This is a genomic window from Gemmatirosa kalamazoonensis, assembly GCF_000522985.1.
GTDB classification, from domain to species: domain Bacteria; phylum Gemmatimonadota; class Gemmatimonadetes; order Gemmatimonadales; family Gemmatimonadaceae; genus Gemmatirosa; species Gemmatirosa kalamazoonensis.
In genome coordinates this window covers 1,687,872-1,714,338 of the sequence record NZ_CP007128.1, presented here as the reverse complement: position 1 = coordinate 1,714,338, position 26,467 = coordinate 1,687,872, and the positions used below count along the sequence as shown (strand labels likewise).

26 protein-coding genes are annotated in these 26,467 nt (G+C 73.3%); 14 read left to right on the top strand and 12 right to left on the bottom strand.

Annotation, left to right across the window (positions count from 1 at the left end; translation table 11 throughout):
- Nucleotides 1-367: 367 nt before the first annotated feature.
- The gene (locus tag J421_RS07525) at nucleotides 368-2,002 is read right to left on the bottom strand and encodes an amidase (protein WP_025410562.1); all 1,635 of its coding nucleotides are present in this window, start codon (nucleotides 2,000-2,002) and stop codon (nucleotides 368-370) included.
- Nucleotides 2,003-2,004: 2 nt separating this feature from the next.
- Nucleotides 2,005-2,538 (bottom strand): GNAT family N-acetyltransferase, encoded by a 534-nt coding sequence (locus tag J421_RS07520; RefSeq protein WP_104022372.1) that lies wholly within the window; start codon nucleotides 2,536-2,538, stop codon nucleotides 2,005-2,007.
- Nucleotides 2,539-2,690: 152 nt separating this feature from the next.
- Between J421_RS07520 and J421_RS07515 the strand changes: the two genes are divergently transcribed.
- Nucleotides 2,691-3,194: a hypothetical protein gene (locus J421_RS07515; RefSeq protein WP_025410560.1), complete on the top strand. Its 504-nt coding sequence runs from the start codon at nucleotides 2,691-2,693 to the stop codon at nucleotides 3,192-3,194.
- A 3-nt stretch (nucleotides 3,195-3,197) separates the two neighbouring features.
- Nucleotides 3,198-3,881: a DUF4397 domain-containing protein gene (locus J421_RS07510; RefSeq protein ID WP_025410559.1), complete on the top strand. Its 684-nt coding sequence runs from the start codon at nucleotides 3,198-3,200 to the stop codon at nucleotides 3,879-3,881.
- A 7-nt stretch (nucleotides 3,882-3,888) separates the two neighbouring features.
- On the opposite strand, the gene J421_RS07505 is transcribed toward J421_RS07510, so the two are convergent.
- Nucleotides 3,889-4,299, bottom strand: a complete 411-nt coding sequence (locus J421_RS07505; RefSeq protein ID WP_025410558.1) for a DUF6188 family protein — start codon at nucleotides 4,297-4,299, stop codon at nucleotides 3,889-3,891.
- Between the two features lie 111 nt (nucleotides 4,300-4,410).
- Here J421_RS07505 and J421_RS32665 point away from each other — a divergent pair, with 111 nt between their 5' ends.
- Entirely contained in the window at nucleotides 4,411-4,584 is a 174-nt protein-coding gene (locus J421_RS32665) for a hypothetical protein (RefSeq protein ID WP_158508680.1), read from the top strand.
- A 3-nt stretch (nucleotides 4,585-4,587) separates the two neighbouring features.
- Here J421_RS32665 and J421_RS07500 read toward each other — a convergent pair whose 3' ends face one another.
- From J421_RS07500 to J421_RS07490, 3 genes are read right to left on the bottom strand one after another with little or no spacing between them, the layout of a single operon-like run.
- On the bottom strand, nucleotides 4,588-4,794 hold the full coding sequence (locus J421_RS07500) for a hypothetical protein (protein WP_025410557.1): 207 nt from the start codon (nucleotides 4,792-4,794) through the stop codon (nucleotides 4,588-4,590).
- 48 nt (nucleotides 4,795-4,842) lie between these two features.
- Nucleotides 4,843-5,358: a DinB family protein gene (locus tag J421_RS07495; RefSeq protein ID WP_025410556.1), complete on the bottom strand. Its 516-nt coding sequence runs from the start codon at nucleotides 5,356-5,358 to the stop codon at nucleotides 4,843-4,845.
- Complete coding sequence (locus tag J421_RS07490; RefSeq protein ID WP_025410555.1) at nucleotides 5,355-8,321, bottom strand: WD40/YVTN/BNR-like repeat-containing protein; 2,967 nt, start codon at nucleotides 8,319-8,321, stop codon at nucleotides 5,355-5,357. Before J421_RS07490 ends, J421_RS07495 begins: the two co-directional genes overlap by 4 nt.
- Before the next feature lie 240 nt (nucleotides 8,322-8,561).
- On the opposite strand from J421_RS07490, the gene J421_RS07485 reads away from it, so the two are divergent.
- Nucleotides 8,562-9,179, top strand: a complete 618-nt coding sequence (locus J421_RS07485) for a hypothetical protein (RefSeq protein ID WP_025410554.1) — start codon at nucleotides 8,562-8,564, stop codon at nucleotides 9,177-9,179.
- 115 nt (nucleotides 9,180-9,294) lie between these two features.
- Here J421_RS07485 and J421_RS07480 read toward each other — a convergent pair whose 3' ends face one another.
- Both J421_RS07480 and J421_RS07475 read right to left on the bottom strand, forming a co-directional pair.
- Nucleotides 9,295-10,392 carry an MFS transporter gene (locus J421_RS07480; protein ID WP_260525850.1) on the bottom strand — a complete coding sequence of 366 codons (1,098 nt, stop codon included), beginning with the start codon at nucleotides 10,390-10,392 and terminating at the stop codon, nucleotides 9,295-9,297.
- A 47-nt stretch (nucleotides 10,393-10,439) separates the two neighbouring features.
- Nucleotides 10,440-11,249 (bottom strand): CsgG/HfaB family protein, encoded by an 810-nt coding sequence (locus J421_RS07475; RefSeq protein ID WP_158508679.1) that lies wholly within the window; start codon nucleotides 11,247-11,249, stop codon nucleotides 10,440-10,442.
- Between the two features lie 205 nt (nucleotides 11,250-11,454).
- Here J421_RS07475 and J421_RS07470 point away from each other — a divergent pair, with 205 nt between their 5' ends.
- Complete coding sequence (locus J421_RS07470) at nucleotides 11,455-11,661, top strand: hypothetical protein (protein ID WP_025410552.1); 207 nt, start codon at nucleotides 11,455-11,457, stop codon at nucleotides 11,659-11,661.
- A 71-nt stretch (nucleotides 11,662-11,732) separates the two neighbouring features.
- Here J421_RS07470 and sigJ read toward each other — a convergent pair whose 3' ends face one another.
- A complete protein-coding gene (gene sigJ / locus J421_RS07465) occupies nucleotides 11,733-12,596 on the bottom strand; it encodes an RNA polymerase sigma factor SigJ (RefSeq protein WP_025410551.1) in 864 nt (287 codons plus the stop codon).
- 192 nt (nucleotides 12,597-12,788) lie between these two features.
- On the opposite strand from sigJ, the gene J421_RS07460 reads away from it, so the two are divergent.
- On the top strand, nucleotides 12,789-13,262 hold the full coding sequence (locus J421_RS07460) for a carboxymuconolactone decarboxylase family protein (protein ID WP_025410550.1): 474 nt from the start codon (nucleotides 12,789-12,791) through the stop codon (nucleotides 13,260-13,262).
- Entirely contained in the window at nucleotides 13,259-14,188 is a 930-nt protein-coding gene (locus J421_RS07455) for an NAD-dependent epimerase/dehydratase family protein (protein WP_025410549.1), read from the top strand. Before J421_RS07460 ends, J421_RS07455 begins: the two co-directional genes overlap by 4 nt.
- Before the next feature lie 143 nt (nucleotides 14,189-14,331).
- Here the strand turns inward: J421_RS07455 and J421_RS07450 are convergent, their stop codons facing one another.
- From J421_RS07450 to J421_RS07440, 3 genes are all read right to left on the bottom strand, one after another.
- Nucleotides 14,332-16,401: an Ig-like domain-containing protein gene (locus tag J421_RS07450; protein ID WP_025410548.1), complete on the bottom strand. Its 2,070-nt coding sequence runs from the start codon at nucleotides 16,399-16,401 to the stop codon at nucleotides 14,332-14,334.
- A 95-nt stretch (nucleotides 16,402-16,496) separates the two neighbouring features.
- A complete protein-coding gene (locus J421_RS07445; protein WP_148306201.1) occupies nucleotides 16,497-17,015 on the bottom strand; it encodes a hypothetical protein in 519 nt (172 codons plus the stop codon).
- On the bottom strand, nucleotides 17,012-17,536 hold the full coding sequence (locus J421_RS07440) for a hypothetical protein (protein ID WP_025410546.1): 525 nt from the start codon (nucleotides 17,534-17,536) through the stop codon (nucleotides 17,012-17,014). Before J421_RS07440 ends, J421_RS07445 begins: the two co-directional genes overlap by 4 nt.
- Before the next feature lie 102 nt (nucleotides 17,537-17,638).
- On the opposite strand from J421_RS07440, the gene J421_RS07435 reads away from it, so the two are divergent.
- The 7 genes from J421_RS07435 to J421_RS07405 all read left to right on the top strand — a co-directional run bounded on the left by J421_RS07435 (nucleotide 17,639) and on the right by J421_RS07405 (nucleotide 26,306).
- Nucleotides 17,639-19,429: an FAD-dependent oxidoreductase gene (locus J421_RS07435; protein WP_025410545.1), complete on the top strand. Its 1,791-nt coding sequence runs from the start codon at nucleotides 17,639-17,641 to the stop codon at nucleotides 19,427-19,429.
- Nucleotides 19,426-21,315, top strand: a complete 1,890-nt coding sequence (locus J421_RS07430; RefSeq protein WP_025410544.1) for a 2-oxoacid:acceptor oxidoreductase subunit alpha — start codon at nucleotides 19,426-19,428, stop codon at nucleotides 21,313-21,315. Before J421_RS07435 ends, J421_RS07430 begins: the two co-directional genes overlap by 4 nt.
- Nucleotides 21,312-22,367: a 2-oxoacid:ferredoxin oxidoreductase subunit beta gene (locus J421_RS07425; protein ID WP_025410543.1), complete on the top strand. Its 1,056-nt coding sequence runs from the start codon at nucleotides 21,312-21,314 to the stop codon at nucleotides 22,365-22,367. Before J421_RS07430 ends, J421_RS07425 begins: the two co-directional genes overlap by 4 nt.
- Before the next feature lie 73 nt (nucleotides 22,368-22,440).
- On the top strand, nucleotides 22,441-23,157 hold the full coding sequence (locus J421_RS07420; protein WP_025410542.1) for a polysaccharide deacetylase family protein: 717 nt from the start codon (nucleotides 22,441-22,443) through the stop codon (nucleotides 23,155-23,157).
- Nucleotides 23,154-23,843 (top strand): class I SAM-dependent methyltransferase, encoded by a 690-nt coding sequence (locus J421_RS07415; RefSeq protein ID WP_158508678.1) that lies wholly within the window; start codon nucleotides 23,154-23,156, stop codon nucleotides 23,841-23,843. The genes J421_RS07420 and J421_RS07415 overlap by 4 nt, the downstream gene beginning before the upstream one ends.
- A 12-nt stretch (nucleotides 23,844-23,855) precedes the next feature.
- Complete coding sequence (locus J421_RS07410; RefSeq protein ID WP_104022367.1) at nucleotides 23,856-25,430, top strand: sensor histidine kinase; 1,575 nt, start codon at nucleotides 23,856-23,858, stop codon at nucleotides 25,428-25,430.
- A gap of 210 nt (nucleotides 25,431-25,640) precedes the next feature.
- The gene (locus tag J421_RS07405) at nucleotides 25,641-26,306 is read left to right on the top strand and encodes a response regulator transcription factor (protein ID WP_025410539.1); all 666 of its coding nucleotides are present in this window, start codon (nucleotides 25,641-25,643) and stop codon (nucleotides 26,304-26,306) included.
- Nucleotides 26,307-26,467 lie beyond the last annotated feature (161 nt).

Below are 26,467 nucleotides of genomic sequence, written 5' to 3'. Positions count from 1 at the left end.
AACGTCCCGAATCACGTGGTCACTCGTGGGAAGAAGGCCGAGTGGGTTGCGTGCTCTCGCCCGGCAGATCCAGACACTGCCTCGCAGTCAGCGTACAGCGACGATCCGTGCACAACAACCCGCGATCCGCTGTCCCATGTCGGTCCCGTCACAACGGACGAGCGACGCATGTTCCAGCACTTACGCCCCCCACCCTCGATTTGTTGAGACTCGCGACAAATCCGAGGGACCCAACCCATCCGTCGTGCGGGCATCCCGACACACGTTTCGTGGGACCCCACGACACCGCATTCGTTCCGCGCCGGAAATCTGCATCATTCACACCCGGTAGCCAACCTCCGGCGACCCACCGCACATTACGTATCCGTCATTCGGCGAGATTCGCCGACGCCAGAAACCTCGGCGCCCGGCGGTGCTTCGTGGCCTGCTCGAACGCGTACGCCAGCCGCAGCAGCGTGGGCTCGCTCCACGCACCCGCGAAGAACGATAGCCCCACCGGCAGCCCGTGCACCATGCCCGCGGGCACCGTGACGTGTGCGTACCCCGCCACCGCCGACGCCGACGAGTAGCCCCCGGTGAAGTGATCGCCGTTCAGCAGGTCGATCGTCCACGCCGGCTGTCCCGTCGGCGCGACGAGCGCGTCGAGTCGGTGCGCCCGTAACGCCGCATCGATCCCCTCGGTTCCCGCCAGCCGTTTGCTCTTCGCGAGCGCGCTCCGGTACGCCGGCGTCGTCAGCGGCCCCTTTGCCTGCGACTGCTCGAACAGCTCCTGGCCGAAGTACGGCATCTCGCGGTCGGCGTGCCGCGCGTTCCAGTCGATCAGCGACTGCAGCGTCGCCGGCGCGCCGTCGAGCCTAACGCCGCGCGCGGCGAGGTACGCGTTCAGGTCCGCCTTGAACTCGTAGCGCAGCACCTCCCCCTCCGCCGCGTCGAACTGCCCGTCGGTCGGGAGGTTCGCCGGATCCACGATCGTCGCGCCGGCGCGCTTCATCACGTCGAGCGCGTCCTCCACGAGCCGGTCGACGTCGCGGCTGAAGCCCATCGACTTGCGCGACACGCCGATGCGCGCGCCCTTCAGCCCGTTCGCGTCGAGATGGCGCGTGTAGTCGCGCTCCGCGTGCCCGCGCGACGACGCGGTGAGCGGATCGCGCGGGTCCGCGCCCGCGAGCACGCCGAGCAGGATCGCCGCGTCGCGCACGGTGCGCGTCATCGGCCCGGCGGTGTCCTGGCTGTGCGCGATGGGCACGATGCCGGCGCGGCTCACGAGGCCCAACGTCGGCTTGATCCCCACGAGCCCGTTCGTCGACGACGGACACACCACCGAGCCGTCGGTCTCCGTGCCGACGGCGACGGCGCAGAAGCTCGCCGATGCGGCCGCGCCCGAGCCGGAGCTCGAGCCGCACGGGTTGCGGTCGAGCGCGTACGGGTTGCGCGTCTGTCCGCCGCGGCCGCTCCACCCGCTCACCGAGTGCGTGGATCGGAAGTTCGCCCACTCGCTGAGGTTCGTCTTGCCGAGCAATACCGCGCCCGCCGCGCGCAGCCGCTCCGCGACGAACGCGTCCTTCGGCTTCGCCGCGCCGACGAGGGCGAGCGACCCCGCCGTCGTCTCCATGCGGTCCGCGGTGTCGATGTTGTCCTTCACGAGCACCGGCACGCCGTGCAGCGGCCCGCGCACGCGCCCCGCCTTCCGCTCGGCGTCCATCGCGTCGGCGATCTGCAGCGCATCGGGATTGAGCTCGATCACCGAGTTCACGCCGGGCCGATCGCCGTCGGCGCGGTCGAGCGTCGCGATGCGGTCGAGGTAGAGCTGCGTGATGGAGCGCGACGTGTGGCGGCCCGACGCCATCATCCCCTGCAGGTCGTCGAGCGTCGCTTCTTCGAGCTCGGGACCGGGGACTCGGGACTCGGGACTCGGGACTCGGGACTCGGGGGGCGCGAGTCCCGAGTCCCGAGTCCCGAGTCCCGATATCGCCACTGCGGCGACGAAGGCGCGACGGTCCATGGTCACGGTCGATTCGGTTGAAGGGCCAGGATGCAATCGTCCTGCACGTCGCCGCCCATCCGGAACGTCGAGCGCCCGACGGGCACGAAGCCGCACTTCGCGTAGAACGCCCGCGCCCGACGGTTGTGCTCGTACACGCCGAGCCACAGGGGGTCGGCGTCGCCCGCGGCGCGGATGCACTCGCGCATGAGCTGCGCGGCGAGCCCGCGCCCCTGCCACGGCCGGTCCACGTAGAAGCGCGCGACCTCGCACGGCCGCGGACCCGGCGCGGCCGGCGACGCCGACCCGAGCCGCAGCTGCCCGTACCCGGCCAGCTCACCGTCGCAGTCGGCGAGGATGGTCCGCATCGCCGGGTCGGCGAGCTCGGCCTGCTGAACCTCCGGACCGAAGTACTCGGCGATGTATTCCTCGACGTCGGCCGGCCGGCAGATGCCGAAGTGGTCGGAGCTGTACGTCTCGCGGAACGTTCTGACCATGAGCCCGATGAGCTGCTCCGCGTCGGCGGGCTCGGCCACGCGGAAACGGGGCGCGGACATCGGCGAAGAAATGGGACGCGTAGAGGGGGAAAAGGGGCAAACGGATGGTCGCTTGTGCCCGGGTCTTGCCTACTCGAGACCCACCGGAGCCGCCGCGGCTCAGCCGCCGCCGGGCGCTCGGCACCCAAACATAGAGAACCGGGAGTCACCCGATGCTTCGTTGCCTTCGAATTCTCGCCACCGCCTCCGCCTTCGCCGCCGTCGCGGCGACCGCCGGGGCGCAGGACAAGCCGGACAAGCCGGTCACGCTGAAGCAGGTCGGCAAGAACATCCGCAGCGAGGTGCATCGCGCCGGCGCGCGCACCCAGGACGCGGTCCGGAAGGCCGGCAACCAGACGGAGAAGCAGGCGCAGCGCACCGGCAAGTCGGCCGCGCGCCTCGTCAGCCGCGACGCGCGCACCGGCGACTACAACAAGTTCAACGGCGACGCGCCGCTCACCTCGGGCGCCCAGCCGCTGCCGAAGCCGTCGGTGGACAGCGACAAGCCGCTGACGCCGGAGCAGGTCGGCAAGAACGTGCGCAGCGAGACGCACCGCACGGGGAACAATGTGCGCGATGCGGCCCATAAGGCTGGCAGCCAGACCGAGGCCCAGGCGCACCGCACGGGCAAGTCACTGCAGAAGCTCGTGAGCCGCAAGGCTCGCAAGGGGTCCTGACCGATGACCGACGCGCACCGCTCCGCCGCACTCGCGCTGCTTCTCGTCGCCGCGGCCGTCGGATGCTCCGACGCGCCGTCGGCGGCCGGACCGGGGCACGCGGAGCTGCGCGTCGTGAACGGCGCCACCACGCCCGTCGAGGTCTGGGCGGACGGGATGGCGCTGCTCGGCCGGCTCGAGCCGGCGACGATCTCGCCGGTGCTCCCGCTGGCGCCGGGATCGCGACGCCTCGAGCTGCGCCCGATCGGCGGCGGCACTGCCGCCACGACGCAGCTCGAGGCGTCGACCGCGGCGCCGCTGCTCGTCGCGGCCCTCGGCACGACGACCGGCTCGGTCTCCGCGGTCGCCCTCGCCGACACCGGCGCGATCCCGGCGCCGGGAACGGCGAAGCTCCAGGCCGTGCACCTCGCGGCGAAGGCGCCGGCGATCTACGTGTGGCGCAAGCAGGCCGATTTCCCGACGCCGGTGACGTTCATGTTCCCGCACCCGTACGGCGCGAGCACGTCGTACATCCAGGCACCACCCGGGACGTGGGAGGTCTACGTCACCCCCGCCGGCGCGACCAGCGTGACGGCGTCGAACACGCTCGCCCACATCGCGATCCCGATCGCCGCGAACCAGGCTCGCCGCGTCGCGGTGCTCGACTCGGCGAACACGGTGCGCATCGTCCCGCTAGATACGCCGTAACGCCCTATCACCAGGGCGTGCCGCCGCCCGGCCGCCCCACGTACGCCAGCCCCTCGAGCGCGCCGCCGCCCTGCACCTGCCACGCCTCGTAGCGTGGGTCGGCCGCGATGCGCAGCTCGGTGCCGTCGCTGAACGCGAGGACGAGCGCCCCGTCGGCGGTCGCGGTGAGCGTCTCGAGCCACCGCCCGACGAGCGTGAGCAGCGGAGCGAGCTGCTCCGGCTCGTCGGGATCGGCCGGGCGGTCGTCGCCGTCGGCCTGCCGCACCACGAACGGCACGCCGAGCCGGACGTCGAGCGAGGCGTGCAGCGTCCACGTCACCAGCCGCGCCGCGCCCAGCTCGACGACGAGCTGCGTCACCCGGTGATCGTGCAGCGTCCAGACGTGCCGGTCGGAATGCTCCTCGAAGGTGGCGCTCATGGTCGCGCGGCTGATGCGTGGAGTCCCCGGGATGCGAGCGCCGGGCCACCCGCTCTTGCGGCCGCCGGTGACCGGAGGGATGATGAGGATACATCCACGGAGGCGTGCACCATGCTGACGCGACAGACCCTCGGGCTCCCCGGTCTTCTTGGCGCGATCCTGCTGATCGCCTGGGCCTTCGGCTTCATCGTCCTCGGCATGCACGGGCTCTTCCACCTGCTCGTCCCGCTCTCGGCGCTCCTGATCATCGGTCAGGGCGTGCGGCGGCTGAACACGGAAGACTAGCCCTCAGTCGGCGCGCTCCGGTCGGCGCGCCCGCGCGATCTCGTCGGCCACCTGATGCAGCGCGCCGGCTGCCTCCGCGAGCTGCTCCCAGGCGTCGCCGAGTCGCAGGAGCGCGTCGCGGAGCACCAGCATGTCGGCGGCGGTGGAGCGTGGGTCGGGGCGCAGCAGCGCGTCGACCTGGTGCGGGGACAGCGGCTCGGGGGTCGGCATGGCCCCAACCTACGATGCCGGTCGCGTGCCGTCGACGTGGCGCGCGCGCTACGCCCCGCCGCTCGCCACGCGCGCCGTGACGAGCGCCTGACCGACGTGCCGCTGCGCGTGCTCCGCCGCGTGGAAGAGGAGTCCTCCCACGGTGGTCGGGATCTTCAGCCGGCCGAGCTCGCGCGGCTCGACGAGCGTCGCCGGATCGGTCGCGCGCAGCTGATCGAGCGCGCGGTCGACGGCGCGCGCGAGCGCGTCGAGCAGCGCCGCAGCGTCGCGCGGCGGGTCACCGGGCTCGGGCTCGGCGCCTAACGCCACGCGCTGCTCGCGCGACAGCGACTCGCCGCGCGCGTACGTGAGCAGCCGGTCGAGCACGCCCGCCACGTGCGCGACGTGGAACCCCACCGCCGCGACGCCGGCCGGACGCGCCCACAGCTGCTCCGTGGTGAGCCCGCGCGCGATCGCCTCGAGCTCCTCGCGCGCCTGCAGCATCGCGTGCGCCGCCGGCTGCAGCAGCGCCGGCACGCCGGCCACCGGCCCGCGCTGCCACACCTCGAGCTTCGGCGCGGTCATCGAGCACCTCCCGAGGTGGGACGCCCGAGCATCACGTCGAGCGCGCGGAGGCGCGCGTCGATCGCGGCAGCGGTCTGCGACGCGGGCGCGACGTCGGCGCCCTGCACGATCTCGTACAGCGCGAGCAGGTCGTCGGCCGCGCGTGCGAGCGAGTCGGCGCGGGTCGCCGCGCTTCCGGCCGCGCGGCGCGCGACGGCGGCGCGGTGCATCCCGTCGGCGAGCCGGCGGGCGAGCGCGTGCCGCGCGGCGAGCGCCGCGCTCGGCGTGGCGACGCGTGGATCCATGCGGACGTCGAGCGGCTGCGTGAAGACGCGCGCCGAGTCGCCGCGCGCGACGGTGAGCCGCACGGTGTACCGGCCGGGCATCGCCCACGGCCCGCGCGGCTCGCGCGGCGTGTTGCGGAGCACGGCGGAGATCGGGTACTCGAAGCGCGGCGCGTCGGGCGTCGTCTCGTGGAGGTCCCACACCCAGCGGTGCATCCCGGCGCCGTTAGGCAGCGGCTGCGACGGCCGGATCCACCAGTCGGGGATGTTGCGCCCCTCGACGAGCGGCTCCGGCGCGTCGTCGCTCGCGACGCGCCGCACGACGGTGCCCGCGGCGTCGACGATCTCCAGCGACACCCGGGACGCGTCGTCGGGGAGCCAGTAGTCGATCGGCGCGCCATCGGGGGGATTCTCGGCCTGCGGCTCGTCGATCGGGAGCGGCGTGTCGGGCCACGTGTTCCAGCGCACGCGCGTGGCGCGGGCCGGCCGCAGCAGCGTAGCGGCGGGGCGTGCTCCGTTAGGCGCGATCTGCCGCAGCGGCGTCATGTCGTCCATGATCCAGAAGCCGCGGCCGTGGGTGCCGATCACGAGGTCGTCGTCCTTGATCACGAGGTCGCGCACCGACGTCGCCGGCATATCGCGCCGCAGCGACTGCCAGTGGTCGCCGTCGTCGAACGAGACGTAGACCGCTTGCTCGGTGCCGGCATACAGGAGTCCGCGCCGCCCGGGATCCTCGCGCACCACGTTCACCGCGCCGCCGTCGGGGATGCCGTCGTGGATCTCGGTCCACGTGCGGCCGCCGTCGCGGGTGCGGAGGATGTGCGGCCGCAGGTCGTCGAGTCGGAACGTGTTGATGGCGGCGTAGGCGACGTTCGCGTCGAAGTGCGACGCGTCGAGGATCGACACCTTCGCCCACGGCACGAGCTGCGGCGGCGTGACGTTCGTCCAGGTGCGGCCGCCGTCGCGCGTGAGCTGGATCAGGCCGTCGTCGGTGCCGGCCCACAGCACGCTCGTCGAGCGCGGCGACGGGGCGAGCGCGTACACGACGCCGGGGTGTCGCGCGCGCGCCTGCGGCAGCGCGGCGTAGCTGCCGACGTTGGGCGGCACGACCGAGTCGCGACGCGTGAGATCGGGGCTGATGCGCGTCCAGCTCCTGCCGCCGTCGAGCGTCTTCCACACGACGTTCGTCGCGTAGTAGAGCGTCGTGGAGTCGGCCGGCGAGAACGCCACGGGCATCGTGCGCACCGCGCGACAGTAGTCGCCGGCGCGCACGGGGCAGGGCGAGATCTGCTGCGTCTGGCCGGTGCGCCGGTCGTAGCGCGACAGCTTGCCGCCGTAGACGATGTCCGGGTTCTTCGGGTCGGCGACGACGTAGCCGTACTCCTCCGCGCCTACCGGATGCCAGTCGCGGAACGTGATCGCGCCGTCGTTGCTGCGGCTCGCCACGCACGCCGAGCCGCTCTCCTGCTGGCCGCTGCAGACGCGGTACGGGAACGCGTTGTCGGCGGAGACGTGGTACATCTGCGCCGTCGGCTGGTTGTACCACGAGCTCCACGTGCGCCCGCCGTTCACCGTGATCACGGCGCCCTGGTCGCCGGCGAGGAGCATGACGTCGGGCGCCGTCGGGTGGATCCAGAAGCGGTGGTAGTCGTCGCCGCCGGGCGCGCCCTTGAGTGGAGCGAACGTGCGGCCGCCGTCGACCGACTTCCATGCGACGACGCTCGCCGTGTACACGACGTCGTGGTTCGTCGGATCGACCTTCACCTCGGCGAAGTCGCTGCCACGCTCGGTGACGCGCGGGTCGGAGTTCACCAGCGTCCATGTCGCGCCGGCGTCGTCGGAGCGATAGAGCCCGCCCCGGCGACGCGACTCCACCGTCGCGAACAGGCGCCGCGGGTCGTTAGGCGCCACGGTGATGCCGATGCGTCCGAGCCCGTCGTCGACGTAGTTGGGCAGGCCGCTGGTCAGCTGCGTCCAGTGGTCGCCGCCGTCGGTGGACTTCCACAGCCCGCTCCCCGGCCCGTTGAACACACCGTTCTCCCACGGCGCCTGGCGCGACTCCCACGTCACCGCGTACACGGTGCTCGGGTCGCGCGGGTCGAGCACGACGTCGACGACGCCGGTGTTCTCGTCGCGATAGAGGACTTTCTGATACGTCCGCCCGCCGTCGGTGGAGCGGAACAGCCCGCGCTCGGCGTTAGGCCCGTACGGGTGCCCCATCGCGGCGACGAACAGCCGGTCGGGATCTCGCGGATCGACGACGATCTGCGGGATCTGCTGCGCGTCGCGCAGGCCGAGGTGCGTCCACGTGCGGCCCGCGTCGGTGGACTTGTAGACGCCGTCGCCGGCGGCGAGATCGGGACGCTGCAATCCCTCGCCGCTGCCGACGTAGATCACGTCGGGGTTCGACGGCGACACGGCGATGGCGCCGACGGAACCGTTAGGCGCCTGGTCGAATATCGGGCTCCACGTGCGCCCGTAGTCGTCGGTCTTCCACACGCCGCCGTTCACGACACCGGCATAGAACGTCCCCGGGCGACTCGGTACGCCGGCGGACGCCTTCGTACGTCCCCCGCGGAACGGCCCGATCATGCGCCAGCGGAGCGGCGCGAGCAGCGCCGTGTCGACCTGGGCGGCGGCGGGGGCCGCGACGAGCAGCGGGCCGAGCGCCGCGAGTAGTCGGAGGTGGGAAGCGCGCATCGCGTGGGCGAACGGGAAGCGGGAGGACCGACGCCGCGGGGTACACGGCGCGGCGGCAAGGTACCGCGGGCGCAGGGGCCCAGGTACTGGGGCGTCCGCGAGTCCCCCGACGCGGTGTCGCCTGTCGTCCGACTGACGTGCCGACTCGGGCGCCGCATCCTCTTCCCGAAGCTCGGCGCGACGCCGCCGGCGCGACGGCCGCGGCGCCCATGCGTCGGGCCGATTCCGAGGAGGACTTCCATGCGGACCCGGAGACTGGCGTCGGTCGCCTTTTCCTATGTCGCGCTGCTCGCCGCCGCCGCTCCGACGCGCGCGCAGCCCACCTACTCGGCGGACTTCCCCGCCGTCCGTCGTCTCGTCGTCGATCACGACGCCGGGCACGCCGCCTACACGCTGAGTCTCGCGTCCGCCTACGTCCGCCAGGAGATGGGGCGGAGCCGCGACGAGAACGTCGGCCTGCGGCTCATGGACGCCGAGAGCCTGCTCGACAAGCTCGTCGCGCGCCTGCGGGCGAAGGCCGACGTCGCGCTCCCGACGCTCGACAGCGCGTTCGCGCAGACCGACCGGCTGCTCGCCGAGCATCACTGGCGGCAGGCTGCGTGGGGGCTGAAGGTGCCGAAGGATATCGCCCGCCGCACGGTCGGCGAGGACATCGGCGCGTCGGCGAAGTTCTTCGCGCGGAGCTTCCGGTTCGCGGGGACGGAGCCCGACGCGGGCACCGCGCTCGCCATCGAGGACGCCCGTCGCGTGGCCGATGCGATCCTGTCGACCGACGTGCTGCCGAAGGACACGCGCGAGGTCCTGGACGCGTTGGGCAAGAAGATCGTCCCGCCGACGGTGATGGCGACGCTGCCGTGAACGGCGCCGCACGCCGGCCGCCGGCGCGGGTGGCGGCCTGACGGCCGTCGTCACATGGAGCGTCATCGCGCCTGGAAGACTCCACGTACGTGGAGTCGTGATGAGCACGCCCTGATCACGTCTCGCGCGACACGACGCCGGCCCCCGCGGCGATCGCCAGCGCGAACAGCGCCACCACCACGAGCGCGATCGGCAGGCTGCCGAGCAGCTGTGACAGGCCGCCGATGACCGGTGGGCCGACGACGAATCCGGCGTAGCCCACCGTCGACACGGCGGCGATGCCGGCGTGGCCGGCGCGTCGGCCGCTCGCGCTGAACAGGATCGGGACGAGGTTCGCGTAGCCGAGCCCCACGATCGCGCAGCCGGCGACCGCGGCGGCGTACGGGGCGACGAGGGCGAGCGTGAGTCCCGCGGCGGCGAGCACGCCGCTCGCGCGCAGCGTCCGCGCGCGACCGACCGCGGCGATCACCGCGTCGCCGGTCGCGCGGCCGAGCGTCATCGCGACCGAGAACGCCGCGTAGCCGAGCGCCGCGGCGGCCGGCGCGGCGCCGGTGGTGCGCTCGAGCAGGAGCGCGCTCCAGTCGGCCATCGCGCCCTCCCCGAACATGCCGCAGAACGCGAGCGCGCCGAGGGCCACGAGCGCCCCGTCGCGCAGCAGCGTCCCGAGCGAGAGGTGCGCATGATCGTCCGGCGCGTCGGGGTGTGGCGTGTCGCGCAGGAGATGGCGGCTGACGAGCGCCGAGACGACCGCGCACCCCGCGCCGACGCCGGCGAGCGTGGCGGCCGCGGGGGAGCCCGCGCGCAGGAGCAGCGCGGCGATGCCCGCCCCGGCGAAGCCGCCGAGGCTGAAGCACGCGTGGAACGTCGACATGCGCGGCGCGCCGACGCGCAGCTCGTACAGCGTCGCCTGCGCGTTCATCGGCACCTCGGTGGCGCCCCGCGTGAAGCCGAGCAGCGCGGTCGCGGCGACGAGCGCGGCGAGCGACGGCGCGAGCGCGGGGAGCGCGAGCGTGAGGCACGCGGCGACCGACGCGACGCGCGTCATGCGGCGGCTGCCGAAGCGCGTGGCGAGCGCGCCGGCCATCGGCTGCGCGACGAACGCGCCGGCGACGAGCCCCGCGAGCGCGGCGGAGAACGCGAGATCGGAGAGGCGCAGCCCGCTCTTCACGAGCGGCAGGTGCGCGACCCAGACGCCGAACGTGAGCCCGTCGATCAGGAAGACGGTCGCGACGGCGACGCGCGCCGCATCCCAGCGCGCGCTCAGGGCCGCTTCAGCAGACCGCGGAGACCGGACCTCACCTTGTCCTTCGCCGACTGCTTCGCCGAGGCGCTCGCGCGCTTCTTGGCCTCGTCGTACGCGAGCTGCACGACGAGCGCGTCGTGGGAGCGCGTGAGCGCGGGAGCGAGCTTCTCGACCGCGCCGACGTAGTCGCGGTTGTCGAGGCGCACGAGCCCCGCCGCGAAGTCGACGATGACGCGCGCGTCGTCGATGCGGTTGCGCTGCTGCTGCTTCTGCAGCGAGTCGAGCGAGGCCGGCGACAGGGCGATGGGGAGCGCGCTCACGAGCTCGTGGGCGAGCTTCTGCTGCAGCTTGAAGAAGTCGTCCGCGTTGCCCTGCACCTTCGCCGTGCGCACGATCTCGCCGGTCTCGACGCGGATGACGCGCGTGTCGATGCGCATCTGCGGGTCGACGGCGGAGAACGCGCCGGTGAGCAGGTATTCGGCGCCGAGCAGCTTGCCGGCCCGCACCGCGGTCGCCGGATCGAACATGGAGAGCTGCTGGAGCTGCTGCTCGGCGAGCACGTTCTGGAGGCGCTCGCGCTCGACGAGGCGGATCTGCGGCACGGCCGAGAGATCCGTGATGAGCATGGCGGAGATGCCGCGGCCGAGCGGGTCGTAGTCGGTGCGGCCGGAGTTGTTGTCGAAGTACAGCACGGCGACGGTCCGCACGCGCCCGCTGTCGGCGGGCTGCGCCTTCGTCACGGGCTGCCCGGCGAGCACGGCGGGCGCGGCGAGGGCGAGCGCGAGGGTGATTCGGCGGGACCAGCGGAACATCGGGGACGGGCGCATCGCGACGACTCCGGCGGCGAGAGAGTGCGGCCCGCGCGGCACGCAGCGGGCTGCAGAGTAACGTGTGGGGCGGTGCGGAGCGTCGCAATGCGCCCCGCGGGTTCCGTGCACGACGGCGCGCGGTGCCCGGATGTTGCACTCTCCGGCGGTGCAGCCGGCGCGCTCGACCGCGCGGCGACCGACCCGACGATCAGCGGAGGTGTGCATGCAATCGGTACATGATGGACAGTGCGGGCTCTGCGCCCACTTCGGCGAGCACCACCAGGGCGACGGCCAGCTCACGCAGATCCGCCAGCGCCGCCAGGCGCCGGAGACGCTCACGGACGAGTGCGGCCACCCCCGCCACGCCTCGCTGCACCTCGTGGTGACGCCGATCAGCGGGTGCGACGGCTTCGAGCCGGCCCGGCGGTGAGCTGCGCGGCTGCGTCGCTGCGTGGCTGCGTAACGGCACCGCCACGCAGCCACGCAGCCACGCAGCCAGCCTCACTCCACGTACCGCAGCTTCTCCGGATTCAATACGCGGTAGACGGCCGAGATCCGATCACCGTCCATGTCGATGGCGGTGACGCAGTAGAGGTGGCCGAACGCGTAGCTCGCGATGGCGGGCTCGCCGTTGAGCGAGCGCACCTCGTGCGTGATCGGGAGGCGGTACTTCCGCTGGATGCCGAGCAGGAAGCGCGTGATGCGGTCGGGGCCGCGGAGGACGTTGCGCGCGGCGGGGACGCGGCCGCCGCCGTCGCTCGTGAACGTCGCGTCGGGCGCGAACACGGCGAGCAGCGCGTCGCGGTCCTCGGCCTCGAGCGCGGCGAGGAAGCGGCCTAACAGTCGCTCGCGTGCGTCGGGCGGCGCGGCGAAGCGCGAGCGGCCGCCGCGCACCCGCTCACGGGCGCGGTGCACCATCTGCCGCACCGCGGGGACGCTCGCCTCGAGCACGCGCGCGATCTCGTCGTAGTCGGCCTCGAACACCTCGCGGAGCAGGAACGCCGCGCGCTCCTCCGCGCCGAGCCGCTCGAGCAGCACGAGCAGCGCGAGCGACAGGTCCGACGCGAGCTCCTCGTTGTCGGCGACGCGCTCGGTCGCGATCGGCTCGGGGAGCCACGGACCGGCGTACGCGCGCCGCTCGGTCTCGAGCCGCCGCAGCCGGTCGATGGCGAGCCGCGTGACGACGGCGACGAGCCAGCCTTCCGGTGCGCGCACGTCGGTGCGGTCGGCCTGCTGCCACCGCAGATACGCTTCCTGCACGATGTCCTCGGCCTCGGCCGCGTCGCCGAGCATGCGATAGGCGACGCCGAAGAGGCGCGGGCGGTAGTGCTCGAGATCGTCGGTCGAGTGCTGGAGCTGCTCCATGCCTGAAAAGACGCGACCCGGCCGGGGATGTGACAAGGGGCTCGACGGGCTCACGCGGAGGCGCGGAGAACGCGGAGAACAACAACACAGCGAGTTGGCCTTCTCCGCGTTCTCCGCGCCTCCGCGTGAGAGAAGCTGTCACACGCCGCGCCCGTCCCCGTCTTTCGGGGTGAACGTCCAACGGAGCGAGAGATGACGAGACGAATCGATCATGCGCGCGTGGCACCCGAGGCGGTGCGCGCGATGTCGGGGCTGGAGTCGTACGTGCGGCGGTCGGGGCTGGAGCCGGAGCTGGTGGAGCTGGTGAAGCTGCGCGCATCGTACATGAACGGCTGCTCGTACTGCGTCGACATGCACACGAAGGACGCGCGGCTCGCCGGCGAGACCGAGCAGCGGCTGTACGCGGTGCCGGTGTGGCGCGAGACGCCGTTCTTCACGCCGCGCGAGCGGGCCGCGCTGGCGTGGACGGAGTCGGTCACCGCGCTCGCCGTCACGGGCGTGCCCGACGAGGCGTACGACGAGGTGCGCGCGCACTTCTCCGAGGAGGAGATCGTCGCGCTCACGATGGCGATCGTCGCCATCAACGGATGGAACCGGCTCGCGGTGAGCTTCCGCGCGGAGCCGGGCACGTACCAGCCGCGCGAGCGCGTCGCGGCGCACGCGTGAGCGGTACGCGCATCTTCGTGACCGGCGCGACGGGCGTGGTCGGGCGGCGCGTGGTGCCGCTGCTCGTCGCCGCCGGCCACGCGGTCACCGCGGTGGGACGCTCGCCGGAGAAGCGTTCGGCGCTCGAGCGCCAGGGCGCCGCCGCGGTGGACGTGGATCTGCTCGACGCGGCCGCGCTGCGGCGCGCGCTGCACGGGCACGACGCGGTGCTGAACCTCGCGACGCACATGCCGCGCTCGACGAACCGCATGCTGCTCCCCAGCGCGTGGCGCGAGAACGATCGCGTGCGGCGCGACGGCTCCGCGGCGCTCGTCGACGCGATGCTCGCGGCGGGCGTGCCGCGACTCGTGCAGGAGTCGTTCGCGCCGATCTACGAGGACGGTGGCGACGCGTGGATCGACGAGTCGTGGCCCGTGCGGCCCGCACCGTACAACGAATCGGTGCTCGACGCGGAGCGCTCGGAGGCGCGGTTCACCGAACGCGGCGGGACCGGCGTGGTGCTGCGCTTCGCGCTGTTCTACGGCCCCGACTCGACGTTCCTGCACGACGCGATGCCGATCGCGCGCCGGGGGTGGCTCGCGCTGCCCGGCGACGCGAGCGCATTCGTGTCGTCGGTGTCGCACGACGACGCGGCGACGGCGGCGGTCGCCGCGCTCGGCGTGCCCGCCGGGATCTACAACGTCACCGACGACGAGCCGCTGACGCGCGGCGCGTGGGGCACGGCGCTCGCCGCCGCGTTAGGCGCCCCGCCCCCGCGCCCGCTCCCGCGCTGGCTCACCCGACTCGGCGGGAGCACGCTCGAGCTGCTGTCGCGGTCGCAGCGGATGTCGAACCGCAAGCTGCGAGCGGCGGCCGGGTGGGCGCCGCGGTATACCAGCGTGCGTGAGGGATTCGCCGCCGTCGAGAGGCGCATACTGCGCAGTTGACGGCGGCGGCGATACGGCGCTGACGGTGAAGCGCGATGAGGCGCAAGCGACGTCTCACATCGCGACACGGCGCCGTGCCGCGTGGTGCCGCGATGTGAGCGTCGCTAGCGCAGCATCGCGCCGTATCGACCGCGCCGTACCGCCTAACGAAGTCGCACCAGGGTCACGAGCACGTCCTGCGGCAGCGCGTTCCACGACAGCGCGCCGGCCTTCCCGGCACCCACGGTGAAGCGGAGGTACGCCCCCGTGCCGCCGGGGAGGCCCAGCGCGATCGGCGTGCCGCTGGCCACGGGCGTGGTGCGCAGCGGGTACGAGCCGTCCACGTTCGGCATGGCGAACACCGAGCGCAGGTTCCAGCTCTGCATCTGGTAGCGCGCGTCCGCGCCCGGCACGTCGTCGAGCGCGAGCATGACGCCCCAGTCGCGGAACAGCGCGGCCGGATCGGTGCCGAGCGACTGCCGGAGGTTCGTGAGGCCGACGGCGTTCGAGTTCACGATCTTCTGCCAGAGCGTCTCCTGCGCCGCCGGCTGCACGCGGTCGGCGGCGTAGCGGAGGAACGACCAGGCCGCGCCGCGCGTCTCGAGCGAGTCGTTGTCGGCGTACGGCGAGTTGCGCACGGTGTTCTGCAGGTACAGCCCGAACCGGTCGAAGTTCTCGATGCCGTCGTCGCCGAACGCGTTCGTGATGGTCGTCGACGAGCGCAGCGTCGGCGCGTCGATGTCGCGGCCGGGGCCGAGTCCCGCGCGCGCGTAGAACAGCAGCTCCTCCGCGATGTGCGCCAGCCCCTCGTCGAGCCACGGCTCCTCGAACCCGACCGACTGCGTGTTCACGTAGAGCCGCCGCGACGAGTTGATGAGGTGCTGGTACTCGTGCGCGACGGTGGCGATGGTGACGCGCGTGATGAACGATTTCGTGAAGCGGTTGCCGTTCACCATCCCCGTCGGGTCGGGGACGAGCAGGTAGAACATCTCGCCGACGTTGCTCGTCGCGCACGCCGGCAGGTCGCGCGTGGCACGCGTCGGGAACAGGTCGCGCGAGTCGAAGAAGCCGCCGACGTACGCGTCGGAGTTGCGCGGCGTGAGCGCGTTCACGGCGCTCGTGAAGAACATGATGACGTGCCCGTTGCCGTCGATGTCGGTCGGCTGGCCGAAGTTGCGCGTGTCGATCGCGTCGACGAGCGTGTCGAACGTGGTGGCGATCGACTGGTAGTCGGCCGTGGTGAAGCCGCCCGTGGGGTTCAGCGTGTCGGCGACGACGATCGCCCTGCCGCTCACCGCCACCACGACGCCGCCGCGGTAGTCGGGGTTGGAGCACGGCAGGTCGCTGTTCGCGTTCAGCCGCACGACGGTGCCCACGCTCACGTTCCCCGGGATCACCGAGCGCCGGAGCGTGGAGCTCGTGCGCGCCGCGTACCAGCCGCGCGCGGCGGAGATCATCGGCGTCAGCTCGGCGATGCGCCGCAGGCGGAGTCGCGCCTCGAACGCGTCGCGGAACGCGGGGGCGCCGACCACGTCGGGCACGACGTCCGACGAGACGCCCGGCACCGGCGCGCGGCTCGCGAGCACGCCCGTCACCGGATCGACGCCGCTGGCCTGCACGGTGACCGCCGCGCGCGCGCCCGGATCGGACGCGGTGTTGAACGGCTCGAGCACGAACTCCGACCCTGCCGCGCCGGCCACGCACACCGAGCTGCCCGAGACGGTCGTCGCCTGGCCCGGCGCGAGCGACTGCGCGCCCGCCGGAGCGCACGTGACGGTGGGCGGCATGACGGTCGACCCGCTGGCTGAGAGCGTCGTGCTGATCGTCGTCCCCTGCACCGTGGCCGTGACCTGCACCGCGCCGGCGTTCGCGCCGAGCGTGAGCTGGGTGCTCGCCTGGCCGCTCGCGTCGGTGACGGCGCTCGACGGCGACACGGTGCCGGTGCCGGAGGTGACCTGGAAGACGACGGTCGCGCCGGGGACCGCGCTGCCGTTGGCGGTCGTGACCTTCACGACGAGCGGCGCGGGGAGCGCGGCACCCGCCGCCGCGGTCTGGCCGCTGCCGCTCACCACGCTCACCGCCGCCGCGGCGAGCGCCGGGCTGGTGCTGCTGCTCGGCCCCGTCGCCCGGGCCCCGCCGTCGCCGCCGCACGCGGCGCCGAACGCGAGGAGGAGCCCCCACGCCGCGCGGTGGGCGCGGCGCTCACGATCGTTCGACGCTGCGGAGTGCGACATGGGGCACCTGCTTCGGCTGCGACGGCGGCCCGCTGCTGCCGGGCCGGTGGACGGCAGGGCTCTAAAGCATCCTGCGAGCCACGTAACGCGTCCGGCTACGGGCAGTCCTGCGCGCCCACGGTGGCGCCGACGATCGAGCCGGCGGGCACGGTGAGCAGCGCGATCCAGTTCTCCTTCGGCAGGAGGCCCAGGAGTCCCACACCCGTCCCGATGGCCGAGACGGCGAGCGCGTGACGGAAGCGGCGGGTGCGTCCGCACTTGCTCTCCAGGCGGGGGACGGCCGCGCCGTAGGCAGCGCCGATCATCCCGCCGATACCCGCGCCGACCAGGCCGGCCGCGTGGTGCTCGCCCCCGCGGCTCGGCCGACTCAACCCCTCGCCGGCCGCGACGCCCACGTACGCGCCGATCGCGTAGCCGACCATCGCGCCGATGACGCGCCCCGACGGAACCGCGGAACCGCCGCCCATCGGCGGCGGGCGTGGCTGCGACAGGTGGGCCTCGGCTCCCACTCGGAGCGCGTCGCCACGCTGGGCCGCGGCGACGGAGGGTGCGAGGACGACGGCGACGGCGGCGAGTCGGCTGGCGCGGAGCACGCCGGGTCGCTTGCAGGTCACGAGCCGGCTGGCCGGCAGCCGTGCGCCCCGGCCGTCGCCCCAACGACGGAGCCGATGGGAACGGTGAGCAGCGCGGGCCACCCCCCGAAGCCGAGGCCGACGAGCCCGGCCGCCCCGCCGAGCGCCGCGCCGCCGATCGCACGGCCGAACCGCCGTCCAGTCTCGCAGCGGCTCCCGAGCTCGGGGAGCGCGGCACCCGCCGCCGCGCCGACCACTCCGCCCGCCATCGCGCCGAGAAGCGCCTCGCCGAAGCCTTCGAAGTCGCCGCCGGTGTGCTTCCGGAAGCCGTAGCCGACGTACGCCCCGGTGTACGCGCCGCCGGCCCAGCCGAGGATCGCGCCACCGGTGCGGAGCACCGCGGCGCCGGGCGGCGGGGCGCGATGCGGCGGCTGGCTGTCGACGGCCGGACCGGGCGGACGGGCGCCGACGCGCAGACGCTCGGCGTGCTGAGCGCCGGCGTGCTGCGCGGTCGTGACGAGGGCGGCGGCGGCGAGGCCGGCGGCGAGTGCGGTACGAGGCATGCCGCGATTCGTACACGGCGCCGCGCGGCCGGTTTCGCGCCTTGCGGTGGTCGTGCACCGTCGGCACAATCGGGCCACCCGCCCCCCGGAGACACGGTTCCCGTGAAGCCCACCGACGTAACGCGCCCCGAGTACTACCACCGCGTGGTGGACTGTCAGTGGGCGTGCCCCGCCCACACGGACGTGCCGAAGTACCTGCGGCTCATCGGCCAGGGGCGGTACACCGAGGCGTACCTCGTCAACCGCGAGTCGAACGTCTTCCCGGGCATCCTGGGGCGCACCTGCGACCGGCCGTGCGAGCCGGCGTGCCGGCGCGGGCGGGTGGACGGCAAGCCGGTCGCGATCTGCCGCCTGAAGCGCGTCGCGGCCGACCTGCGCGACGACGTGCGCGACTTCCTGCCGACGGCGCCCGACGTGAAGAACGGCAAGCGCGTCGCGCTCGTCGGCGCGGGCCCGGCGTCGCTCACGGTCGCGAACGACCTCGTGCCGCTCGGCTACCAGTGCACGATCTTCGAGCAGCACGACCGCGCGGGTGGACTCATGCGGATCAACATCCCGTCGTTCCGCCTCCCCGCCGAGGTGCTCGACGAGGAGACGCAGTCGATCATCGACATGGGCGTCGAGGTGCGCTACGGGACGCCGGTCACGAGCCTCACGGCGCTGCTCGACGAGGGCTGGGACGCGGTGTTCGTCGGCTCCGGCGCGCCGAAGGGGAAGGAGCTCGAGCTGCCCGGCCGCCACGACGCGCCGGCGAACGTCCACATCGGCATCGAGTGGCTCGCGAACGTGCACTTCGGGCACGTCGACCGCATCGGCGAGCGCGTGCTCATCATCGGCGTCGGCAACACGGCCATGGACTGCTGCCGCACGGCGCGGCGGCTGGGCGGCAAGGACATCTCGGTGATCGCGCGCCGGTCGCGCCAGTACTTCAAGGCGTCGCCGTGGGAGCTGGAGGACGCCGAGGAGGAAGGGGTGCACATCGTCGAGAACCACTCGCCGAAGCGCTTCGTCATCGACGGCGGGCGGCTGGTCGGCCTGGAGTTCGAGGCGCCCAACGGAACGGTCGTGCTGCCGTGCGACGACGTGATCCTCGCGATCGGCCAGGAGAACGCGTTCCCGTGGATCGAGCGCGACGCCGGCGTCGCGTTCGCCGACGGGATGCCGGTGGTCGACAAGGTGACGTTCCAGAGCACGCGTCCCGGGGTGTTCTTCGGCGGCGACGCGGCGTGGGGACCGCAGAACATCATCTGGGCCGTCGCGCACGGGCACCAGGCGGCGATCAGCATCCACAACCACTGCCGCGGCGTCTCCGTCGACGAGCGCCCGCCGGAGGGGATGACGCTCGTCAGCGCCAAGGTCGGGATGCACGCGTGGGCGTACAGCAACGACTACAACGCCGCGACGCGCCAGAAGATGACGCACGCGGACCTCGAGGAGCGGTTCAGCCGCCTGTCGATGGAGGTGGAGCTGGGCTTCACGCCCGAGCAGGCGGCGACCGAGGTGGAGCGGTGCCTCAACTGCGACATCGAGACGCACTTCACGTCGAGCACGTGCATCGAGTGCGACGCGTGCGTGGACGTGTGCCCGGTGAGCTGCCTGTCCATCGTGCCTAACGCGGAGGACCCCGCGACGCTGCTCGCGAGCCTCGTCGCCCCGCCGGTGAACCCGACGCAGCCGCTCTACGTGTCCGACGCGCTGCCGCAGACGGCGCGCGTGATGGTGAAGGACGAGGACGTGTGCGTGCACTGCGGCCTGTGCGCCGAGCGGTGCCCGACGGCGGCGTGGGACATGCGCACGTTCGAGCTACAGCTGCCGTACGCCGGCCGGCCGGCGACCGACCACCGCGCGCTGCCGATGTACGCGGCGCCGCGCACGCTGCAGGTGGCGCGATGAGCGGCATCAACGATTTCGCGTTCAGGATCGGCACGGTCAACGGCACGGGCTCGGCGAGCGCGAACGGCCTGCTCATGCAGGCCATCTTCCGCATGGGCATCCCGGTGTCGGGGAAGAACCTGTTCCCGTCGAACATCCAGGGGCTGCCGACGTGGTACGAGATCCGGGTGAGCGGCGACGGCTGGATCGCGCGGCCGTCGGACGTCGACCTCGTCGTCGCGCTGAACCCGGCGACGTACGCGAAGGACGTCGCGGCGGTGCGCACCGGCGGCTACCTGCTCTACGACTCGTCGTGGCCGCTCGACGCGGCGCTCGCGCGCGACGACGTCCACGTGCTCGGCGTCCCGTTCGGCGCGCTGTGCACCGAGGCGTTCACGGGCGACCGCGAGCGCACGCTGCTCCGCAACATCGCCTACGCCGGCGCGCTGTCGGCGCTGCTCGACATCGACACCGCGGTGCTCGACGCGCTCGTGAAGGAGCGCTACGGCAAGAAGCCGAAGCTGCTCGACGCGAACGCGAAGGCGCTCGCGCTCGGCGCGGAGTACGCGCGCACGCAGTACGGGTGCCCGCTGCCGTTCCACCTGGAGCCGATGGACGCCACGCGCGACCACGTGCTGCTGGATGGGAACACCGCCGCGGGGCTGGGCGCGCTCTACGCCGGCGCGACGGTCGGCGCGTGGTACCCCATCACGCCGAGCACGTCGCTCATGGAGGCGTTCACCGAGTTCTGCGCGCGGTGGCGCGTGGACCCGGCGACGAAGCAGAAGCGCTACTGCATCCTGCAGGCGGAGGACGAGCTATCCGCGGCGGGGATGGTCGTCGGCGCGGGATGGGCGGGCGCACGCGCGTTCACGTGCACGGCGGGCCCCGGCATCTCGCTCATGCAGGAGTTCATCGGCCTCGCGTACTACGCGGAGATCCCCGGCGTGTTCTTCGACGTGCAGCGCGCGGGCCCCAGCACGGGGATGCCGACGCGCACGCAGCAGGCGGACCTCTTCTCGCTGGCCTACGCGTCGCACGGCGACACGAAGCACATCGTGCTGTTCCCGGCGAGCCCCGAGGAATGCTTCACGATGGCCGCCGCCGCGTTCGACCTCGCGGAGCGGTACCAGACGCCGGTGTTCGTGGCGAGCGATCTCGACATCGGCATGAACGACTGGATGTGCCGACGGTTCACGTGGGACGACGCATACCGCCCCGACCGCGGCAAGGTGCTCGGCAAGGCGGAGCTGGACCGCATCGCGAAGTTCGCGCGCTACCGCGACGTCGACGGCGACGGCATCGCCGCGCGCACGCTGCCCGGCGTCGACCCGCGCGGCGCGTACTTCACGCGCGGCTCCGGACACGACGCGAACGCCGCGTACACCGAGGACTCCGCGGAGTACCGCGAGGTGGTGGACCGGCTCGCGCGCAAGATCGCCGGCGCCGCCGACACCGCCCCGCAGCCGGTGATCGACGCGGTGCCTAACGGCTCCGACGGCGAGCCGGCGGTCGGCGTCGTGTCGCTCGGCGGGTGCGACGGTGCGGTGCGCGAGGCGACGGCGACGCTGCGCGCGCTCGGCGTGGCGGTGGACTACCTGCGCGTGCGGGCGTTCCCGTTCGCGGCGAGCGTGCGCGAGTTCCTGGAGTCGCATCCGCGGCTGTTCGTCGTGGAGCAGAACCGCGACGCGCAGCTCCGATCGCTGCTCGCGATCGAGACCGGCGTGGCGCGCGACCGCATGACCGCGGTGCTCGACTACGGCGGACTGCCGCTCACCGCGCGCGTGGTCGTGGATGCCGTGTTGTCGGGACTCGGGACTCGGGACTCGGGACTCGGAAGCCCGCTGGCTGCGAGTCCCGAGTCCCGAGTCCCGAGTCCCGCCCCCCGAGTCCCAACCGTCGTATGACGAGCATCGCGAAGCCCCCCGTCCGACACCGCGCGCTGCCGACCAATGCGCTCGGCCTCACGAAGCGCGACTACGAAGGGGCGATGTCCACGCTGTGCGCGGGGTGCGGGCACGACTCCGTGACGGCGGCGATCGTGCAGGCGTGCTTCGAGCTCGACATCGCGCCGCACACGCTGGCGAAGCTCTCCGGCATCGGCTGCTCGTCGAAGACCACCGCGTACTTCGTGCGGCAGGCGCACGGCTTCAACTCGGTGCACGGGCGCATGCCGTCGGTGGCCACGGGCGCGCAGGCCGCGAACCGCCACCTGGTGTGCGTCGGCGTCTCCGGCGACGGCGACTCGCTGTCGATCGGGCTCGGGCAGCTCTGCCACGCCGTCGGCCGCAACGTGCGCCTCACCTACGTGCTGGAGAACAACGGCGTCTACGGCCTCACGAAGGGGCAGTTCTCGGCCTCCGCGGACGTCGGCTCGACGTCCAAGCGCGGGCAGAAGAACGTGCAGCCGCCGATCGACCCGGTGCTGCTCGCGCTCACCCTCGGCGCCACGTTCGTCGCGCGGTCGTTCTCCGGCGACAAGAAGCAGCTCGTGCCGATCCTCAAGGCGGCCCTCGTGCACGACGGCTTCGCGCTCGTCGACGTGATCTCGCCGTGCGTGAGCTTCAACGACCACGAGGGCTCGACGAAGAGCTACCGGTTCACGCGCGAGCACGCGACCGACGTCACCGAGATCGACCTCGTGCCGCTGCGCCGCGAGATCGCCGCCGAGGGCGACGCCGGCGCGGCGCTCGACGTGCCGATGCACGACGGCACCGTGCTGCGCTTCCGGGCCGTCGACGCCGGCTACGACCCGACCGACCGCGCGGCCGCCTACGCGCACGTGCGCGCCCTGCGCGAGCGCAACGAGATCGCGACGGGCCTCCTGTTCGTCGACCCGAACGGCTCCTCGCTGCACGAGGTGCAGGGCACGGTGGAGGCGCCGCTCGCCACCCTGCCGTTCGAGTCGCTGTGCCCCGGGCGCACGGCGCTCGATGCATACATGGACGAGCTGCGCTAGGCTCCTCGTAGTCGGCGCAGTCGACGCTGCCGAAGTCCCCCTCTTCCCGCCCCGCCGCCGAGCGCGCGACGCCGTGCCTCCGGTCCCGATGCTGATGTATCACCGTGTGTCGGAGTGCCCGGCGGGATCGCGGCACCCCGAGATCACGGTCGCGCCGCAGCGATTCGCCGAGCAGCTCGCGATGCTGCGCGCGCTCGACTGCACCCTCGTGCCGCTGTCGACCTACCTCGCGTACCGCCGCGGCGAGGGGGCGCTGCCGCCGCGCGCCGTCGTCGTGACGTTCGACGACGGGTACCTCGACAACTACGCGACCGCGTTCCCGATCCTCCGGGAGTTCGGCGCCGGCGCGACGATCTTCCTCGTCTCGTCGCTCCTCGGGGGCACCAACGTGTGGGATCCCGACGAGCCGCAGACGCCGCTCATGGGCACGTGCCACGTGCGCGAGATGCAGCGCGCCGGCATCGACTTCCAGTCGCACACCGCGACGCACGCGCGGCTCACCGCGCTCGCGCCGGCGTGCGCGCTCCGCGAGCTCGCCGAGTCGCGCGACGCGCTCGCCCAGCTCCTCGGCGCGCCGGTGCGCGCGGTCGCGTACCCGTGGGGCGCGCACGACGAGACGGTGCAGCGCCTGGCCGAGGACGCGGGCTACGAGGCGGCGACGATCGTGCGCCGGCGCGTGAACTTCGACGACACGCCGCCGTTCGCGCTGCGCCGCATCGGCGTGTGGCGCAGCACCACGGTGGCGCGGCTCGCGTGGGACATCCTCCGGCTGCGGTGGCGGGGCGCGTGACGCACGACGCGCTGCGCCACTTCGAGGGTCTGTACCGGGCGGAGGACGAGCCGTGGTCGTTCAGCGAGCGCGGGGTGGAGACGCTGCGCCACGAGCGCGTCGCGCGCATCGTCGCCGAGCTCGCGCCGCGACGCACGCTGGACCTCGGCTGCAGCCTCGGGCAGCTCACCCGACGACTCGCCGAGCTGCCCACGGAGCTGCACGCGATCGATCTCTCGCCGACCGCGGTGCGGCGCGCGCGCACGCTGCTCCCCGGGCCGGCGTACGCGTGCGGCAGCGCGACCGAGCTGCCGTTCGCGCCCGCGGCGTTCGACGCGATCGTCGCGTCGGACGGGTTGTACAGCTGGCAGCTCGGCCCCGCGGAGTGCGCGACGACGCTGTGCGAGATCCACGACGCGCTCGTACCGGGCGGGCACGCGGTGCTCACGGAGCACATGCGCCCGTCCCGCTTCCACGAGTTCGTGGGGATGATCGAGGCGAGCCCGCTGCGCGTCGTGTCGGTGCGCCACTTCCACGACCGGCCGTGCTACCAGTTCGAGGGGTGGCTGAAGGCGGTGCGGCACACGCGCGGGGCGCGCGCGCTGCGCGGGAGCCGCACGGTCGCACGGGCGCTCTGCGCGCTCGGCCGACCGTTCGGCGCGGCGGGGTCGCGGCACATCTGCGTCGTGGCGAGGCGCGAGGGCTGAGCCGAGGACGTCATGCCGTCCTCCTCTCGCGCATCGTCGGTGCTGTGGGTGGCCGCCGCGCTGCTCGGCGCCGCGATGCTCGCCGCGTCGATGGCGGTCGTCCACGACCGGACGCGCAACCGCGCGGCGGCGCGCGCCGTGATGCTCGCCGTCGCCGACCAGACCGCCGCGCGCGCCTCGGCGCGGCTCACCGCGCTCGCCGCCGAGATGCTCGCGCCGGCGGCGACGAGCGCGGTGCCTAACGCGACCGCGGTCGGCATGCTGGCGCGCGCGCAGCGCGAGGGCGAGCGGTGCCGGTGCCGCGCGGTGCTGCCGGCCAGCGCGTTCTTCCGCCTCGACGCCGCCACCGGCGCGCTCGACGCGGCGACGCTCGCCGGCCCCGTGGCGCCGCCGGCGGTGCTCGTCGAGCTCGCGCGGGCCGAGGCACACCGCGCGCGCGAGCCGCTCGGGCCCACCGTGCACCTCGTGTCCGACCCGCGGCTCGGCGACGATGTGCTCGTGACCCTCATCTGGCACGAAGCGCCCGACGCGGCGCGCGGCGTCGTGGGGCTCGTGGCCGACGCGCGGCGCACCACGGCGCTGCTGTTCGGGCACGACGTCCTGCGCCCGCTGCTCGTCGATCCCGCGTCGGCGCTCGCCACGCTCGACTCGTCGTCGCTCGCCGTGACGGGCGCCGGCGGCGCGCGGCTGTTCGGCGCGATCGACGCCACGCGCGGCATCCGCGCCACCGTGCACCCACGCGGCGCGCTCGACGCGCTCACGATCGCGGTGGCGCTGCACGCCGGTCAGGTCGCGGTGCCGCTCGGGCCGCCCGTGCCCGTCGCGCAGCTCTGGCAGCTCGGCGCGCTGCAGCTCGGCACGGTCGTCGTCATCGTGCTCGCGGTGAGCGCGTCGCGGCGCGAGACGGCGCTCGAGCGCGAGCGCGCCGACTTCGTCGCCGGCGTGTCGCACGACCTGCGCATGCCGCTCGCGCAGATCCTGCTCGCCGGCGAGACGCTCGCGATGGATCGTGCGCGCGACGCGGCCGAGCGTGGACGCCTCGCGAGCTCGGTGGTGCGCGAGGGGCGCCGCCTGCTCGCGCTGGTGGAGAACGTGCTGCTGTTCTCGCGCGCCGGCGCCGTGGGGCTGCGGCCGCGACGTGTCACGGTGCCCGTGCGCGCGCTGCTCGACGACGTCGCCGAGGACGTGCGACTCGCCGCCGACGACGCGGGACGCACGCTCGTCGTGGACGCCGACGCGTCGCTGGCCGCGCACGGCGACCGCGACCTGCTCCGCCAGGCGCTCGTGAACCTCGTCGACAACGCGCTGAAGTACGGCGGCGCGGGACCGGTGACGCTCGGCGCATCGGCCGACGGCGACCGCGTGCGATTCCACGTCGACGACGCCGGCGCGGGCGTGCCGCGCGCGGAGCGCATGCGCGTGTTCGAGCCGTACGAGCGCCTGTCGCGCGACCGCGCCTCGGAGCGCGCCGGCACGGGCCTCGGTCTCGCGGTCGTCCGCAACATCGCCCAGTCGCACGGCGGCCGCGTGTGGCTCGACGACGCTCCCGGGGGCGGCACACGCGCCGTGATCGAGCTGCCGGCATGAGCTCACGAGGGGGACGTGCGGAGCACCTTTGAACCGCAGAGGACGCGGAGGGCCGCAGAGGACTGCCTCTTTGATTTGAACCACAGAGGACACGGAGGGCACAGAGAACACCAACTTTCTTGAAGGGGTTCTCCTCTGTGTCCTCTGCGGTTCAAGAACGAGAGGGTACTTCTCCGCGTCCTCCGCGGCTCCGCGTGAGACCGAATGGCCATGCCTAACATCCTGATCGTCGAGGACAATCGCGACTACGCGGCGACGCTGCGGACGAACCTCGAGCACGAGGGATACGCGGTGACCGTCGCCGCGAACGGGGCGGACGGGCTCGCGGCGGCGCGGGCCGGCGCATTCGATCTCGTGCTGCTCGACCTCATGCTGCCGGCGATGGGGGGCTTCACCGTGCTGCAGCGGCTGCGCGACGAGGGGATCGCTGCACCGGTGCTCCTGCTGACCGCGCTCGGCACCGAGGAGGAGAAGCTGCGAGGCTTCGGGCTCGGCGCCGACGACTACGTCGTGAAGCCGGTGGGGCTGCGCGAGCTGCTCGCGCGCGTGCGCGCCCTGCTCCGCCGCGCCGGCACTGCGGCGACGCCCAACGCCGCGCGTGTCGGTGACCTCGCGATCGACCTCGCCGCACGCACGGTGAAGCGCGGCGACGAGGAGCTCGTGCTGCGTCCGAAGGAGTTCGACCTGCTGGCCGCACTCGTGCGCCACCGCGGCCGCGTCGTGTCGCGCGCCGAGCTGCTGCGCGAGGTGTGGGGCTACGCGCCGGGCGCCGAGTCGCGCACCGTGGAGACGCACCTCGCCGCGCTGCGGCAGCGGTTGGGCGGGGCGGATTACGTCGTCACGGTGCGCGGCGCGGGGTACCGGCTCGCGGATTGACGGCGCCGGTGACGGCGGCTGCGATACGGCGCTGACGGTGAAGCGCCGTGATGCGCGAACGACGTCTCACACCGCGGCACCGCGCCGTACTGCGTGGTTCAGCGGTGCGAGACGGTGCGAGCGCAGCATCGCGCCTCACCGTCAGCGCAGCATCGCCCGCG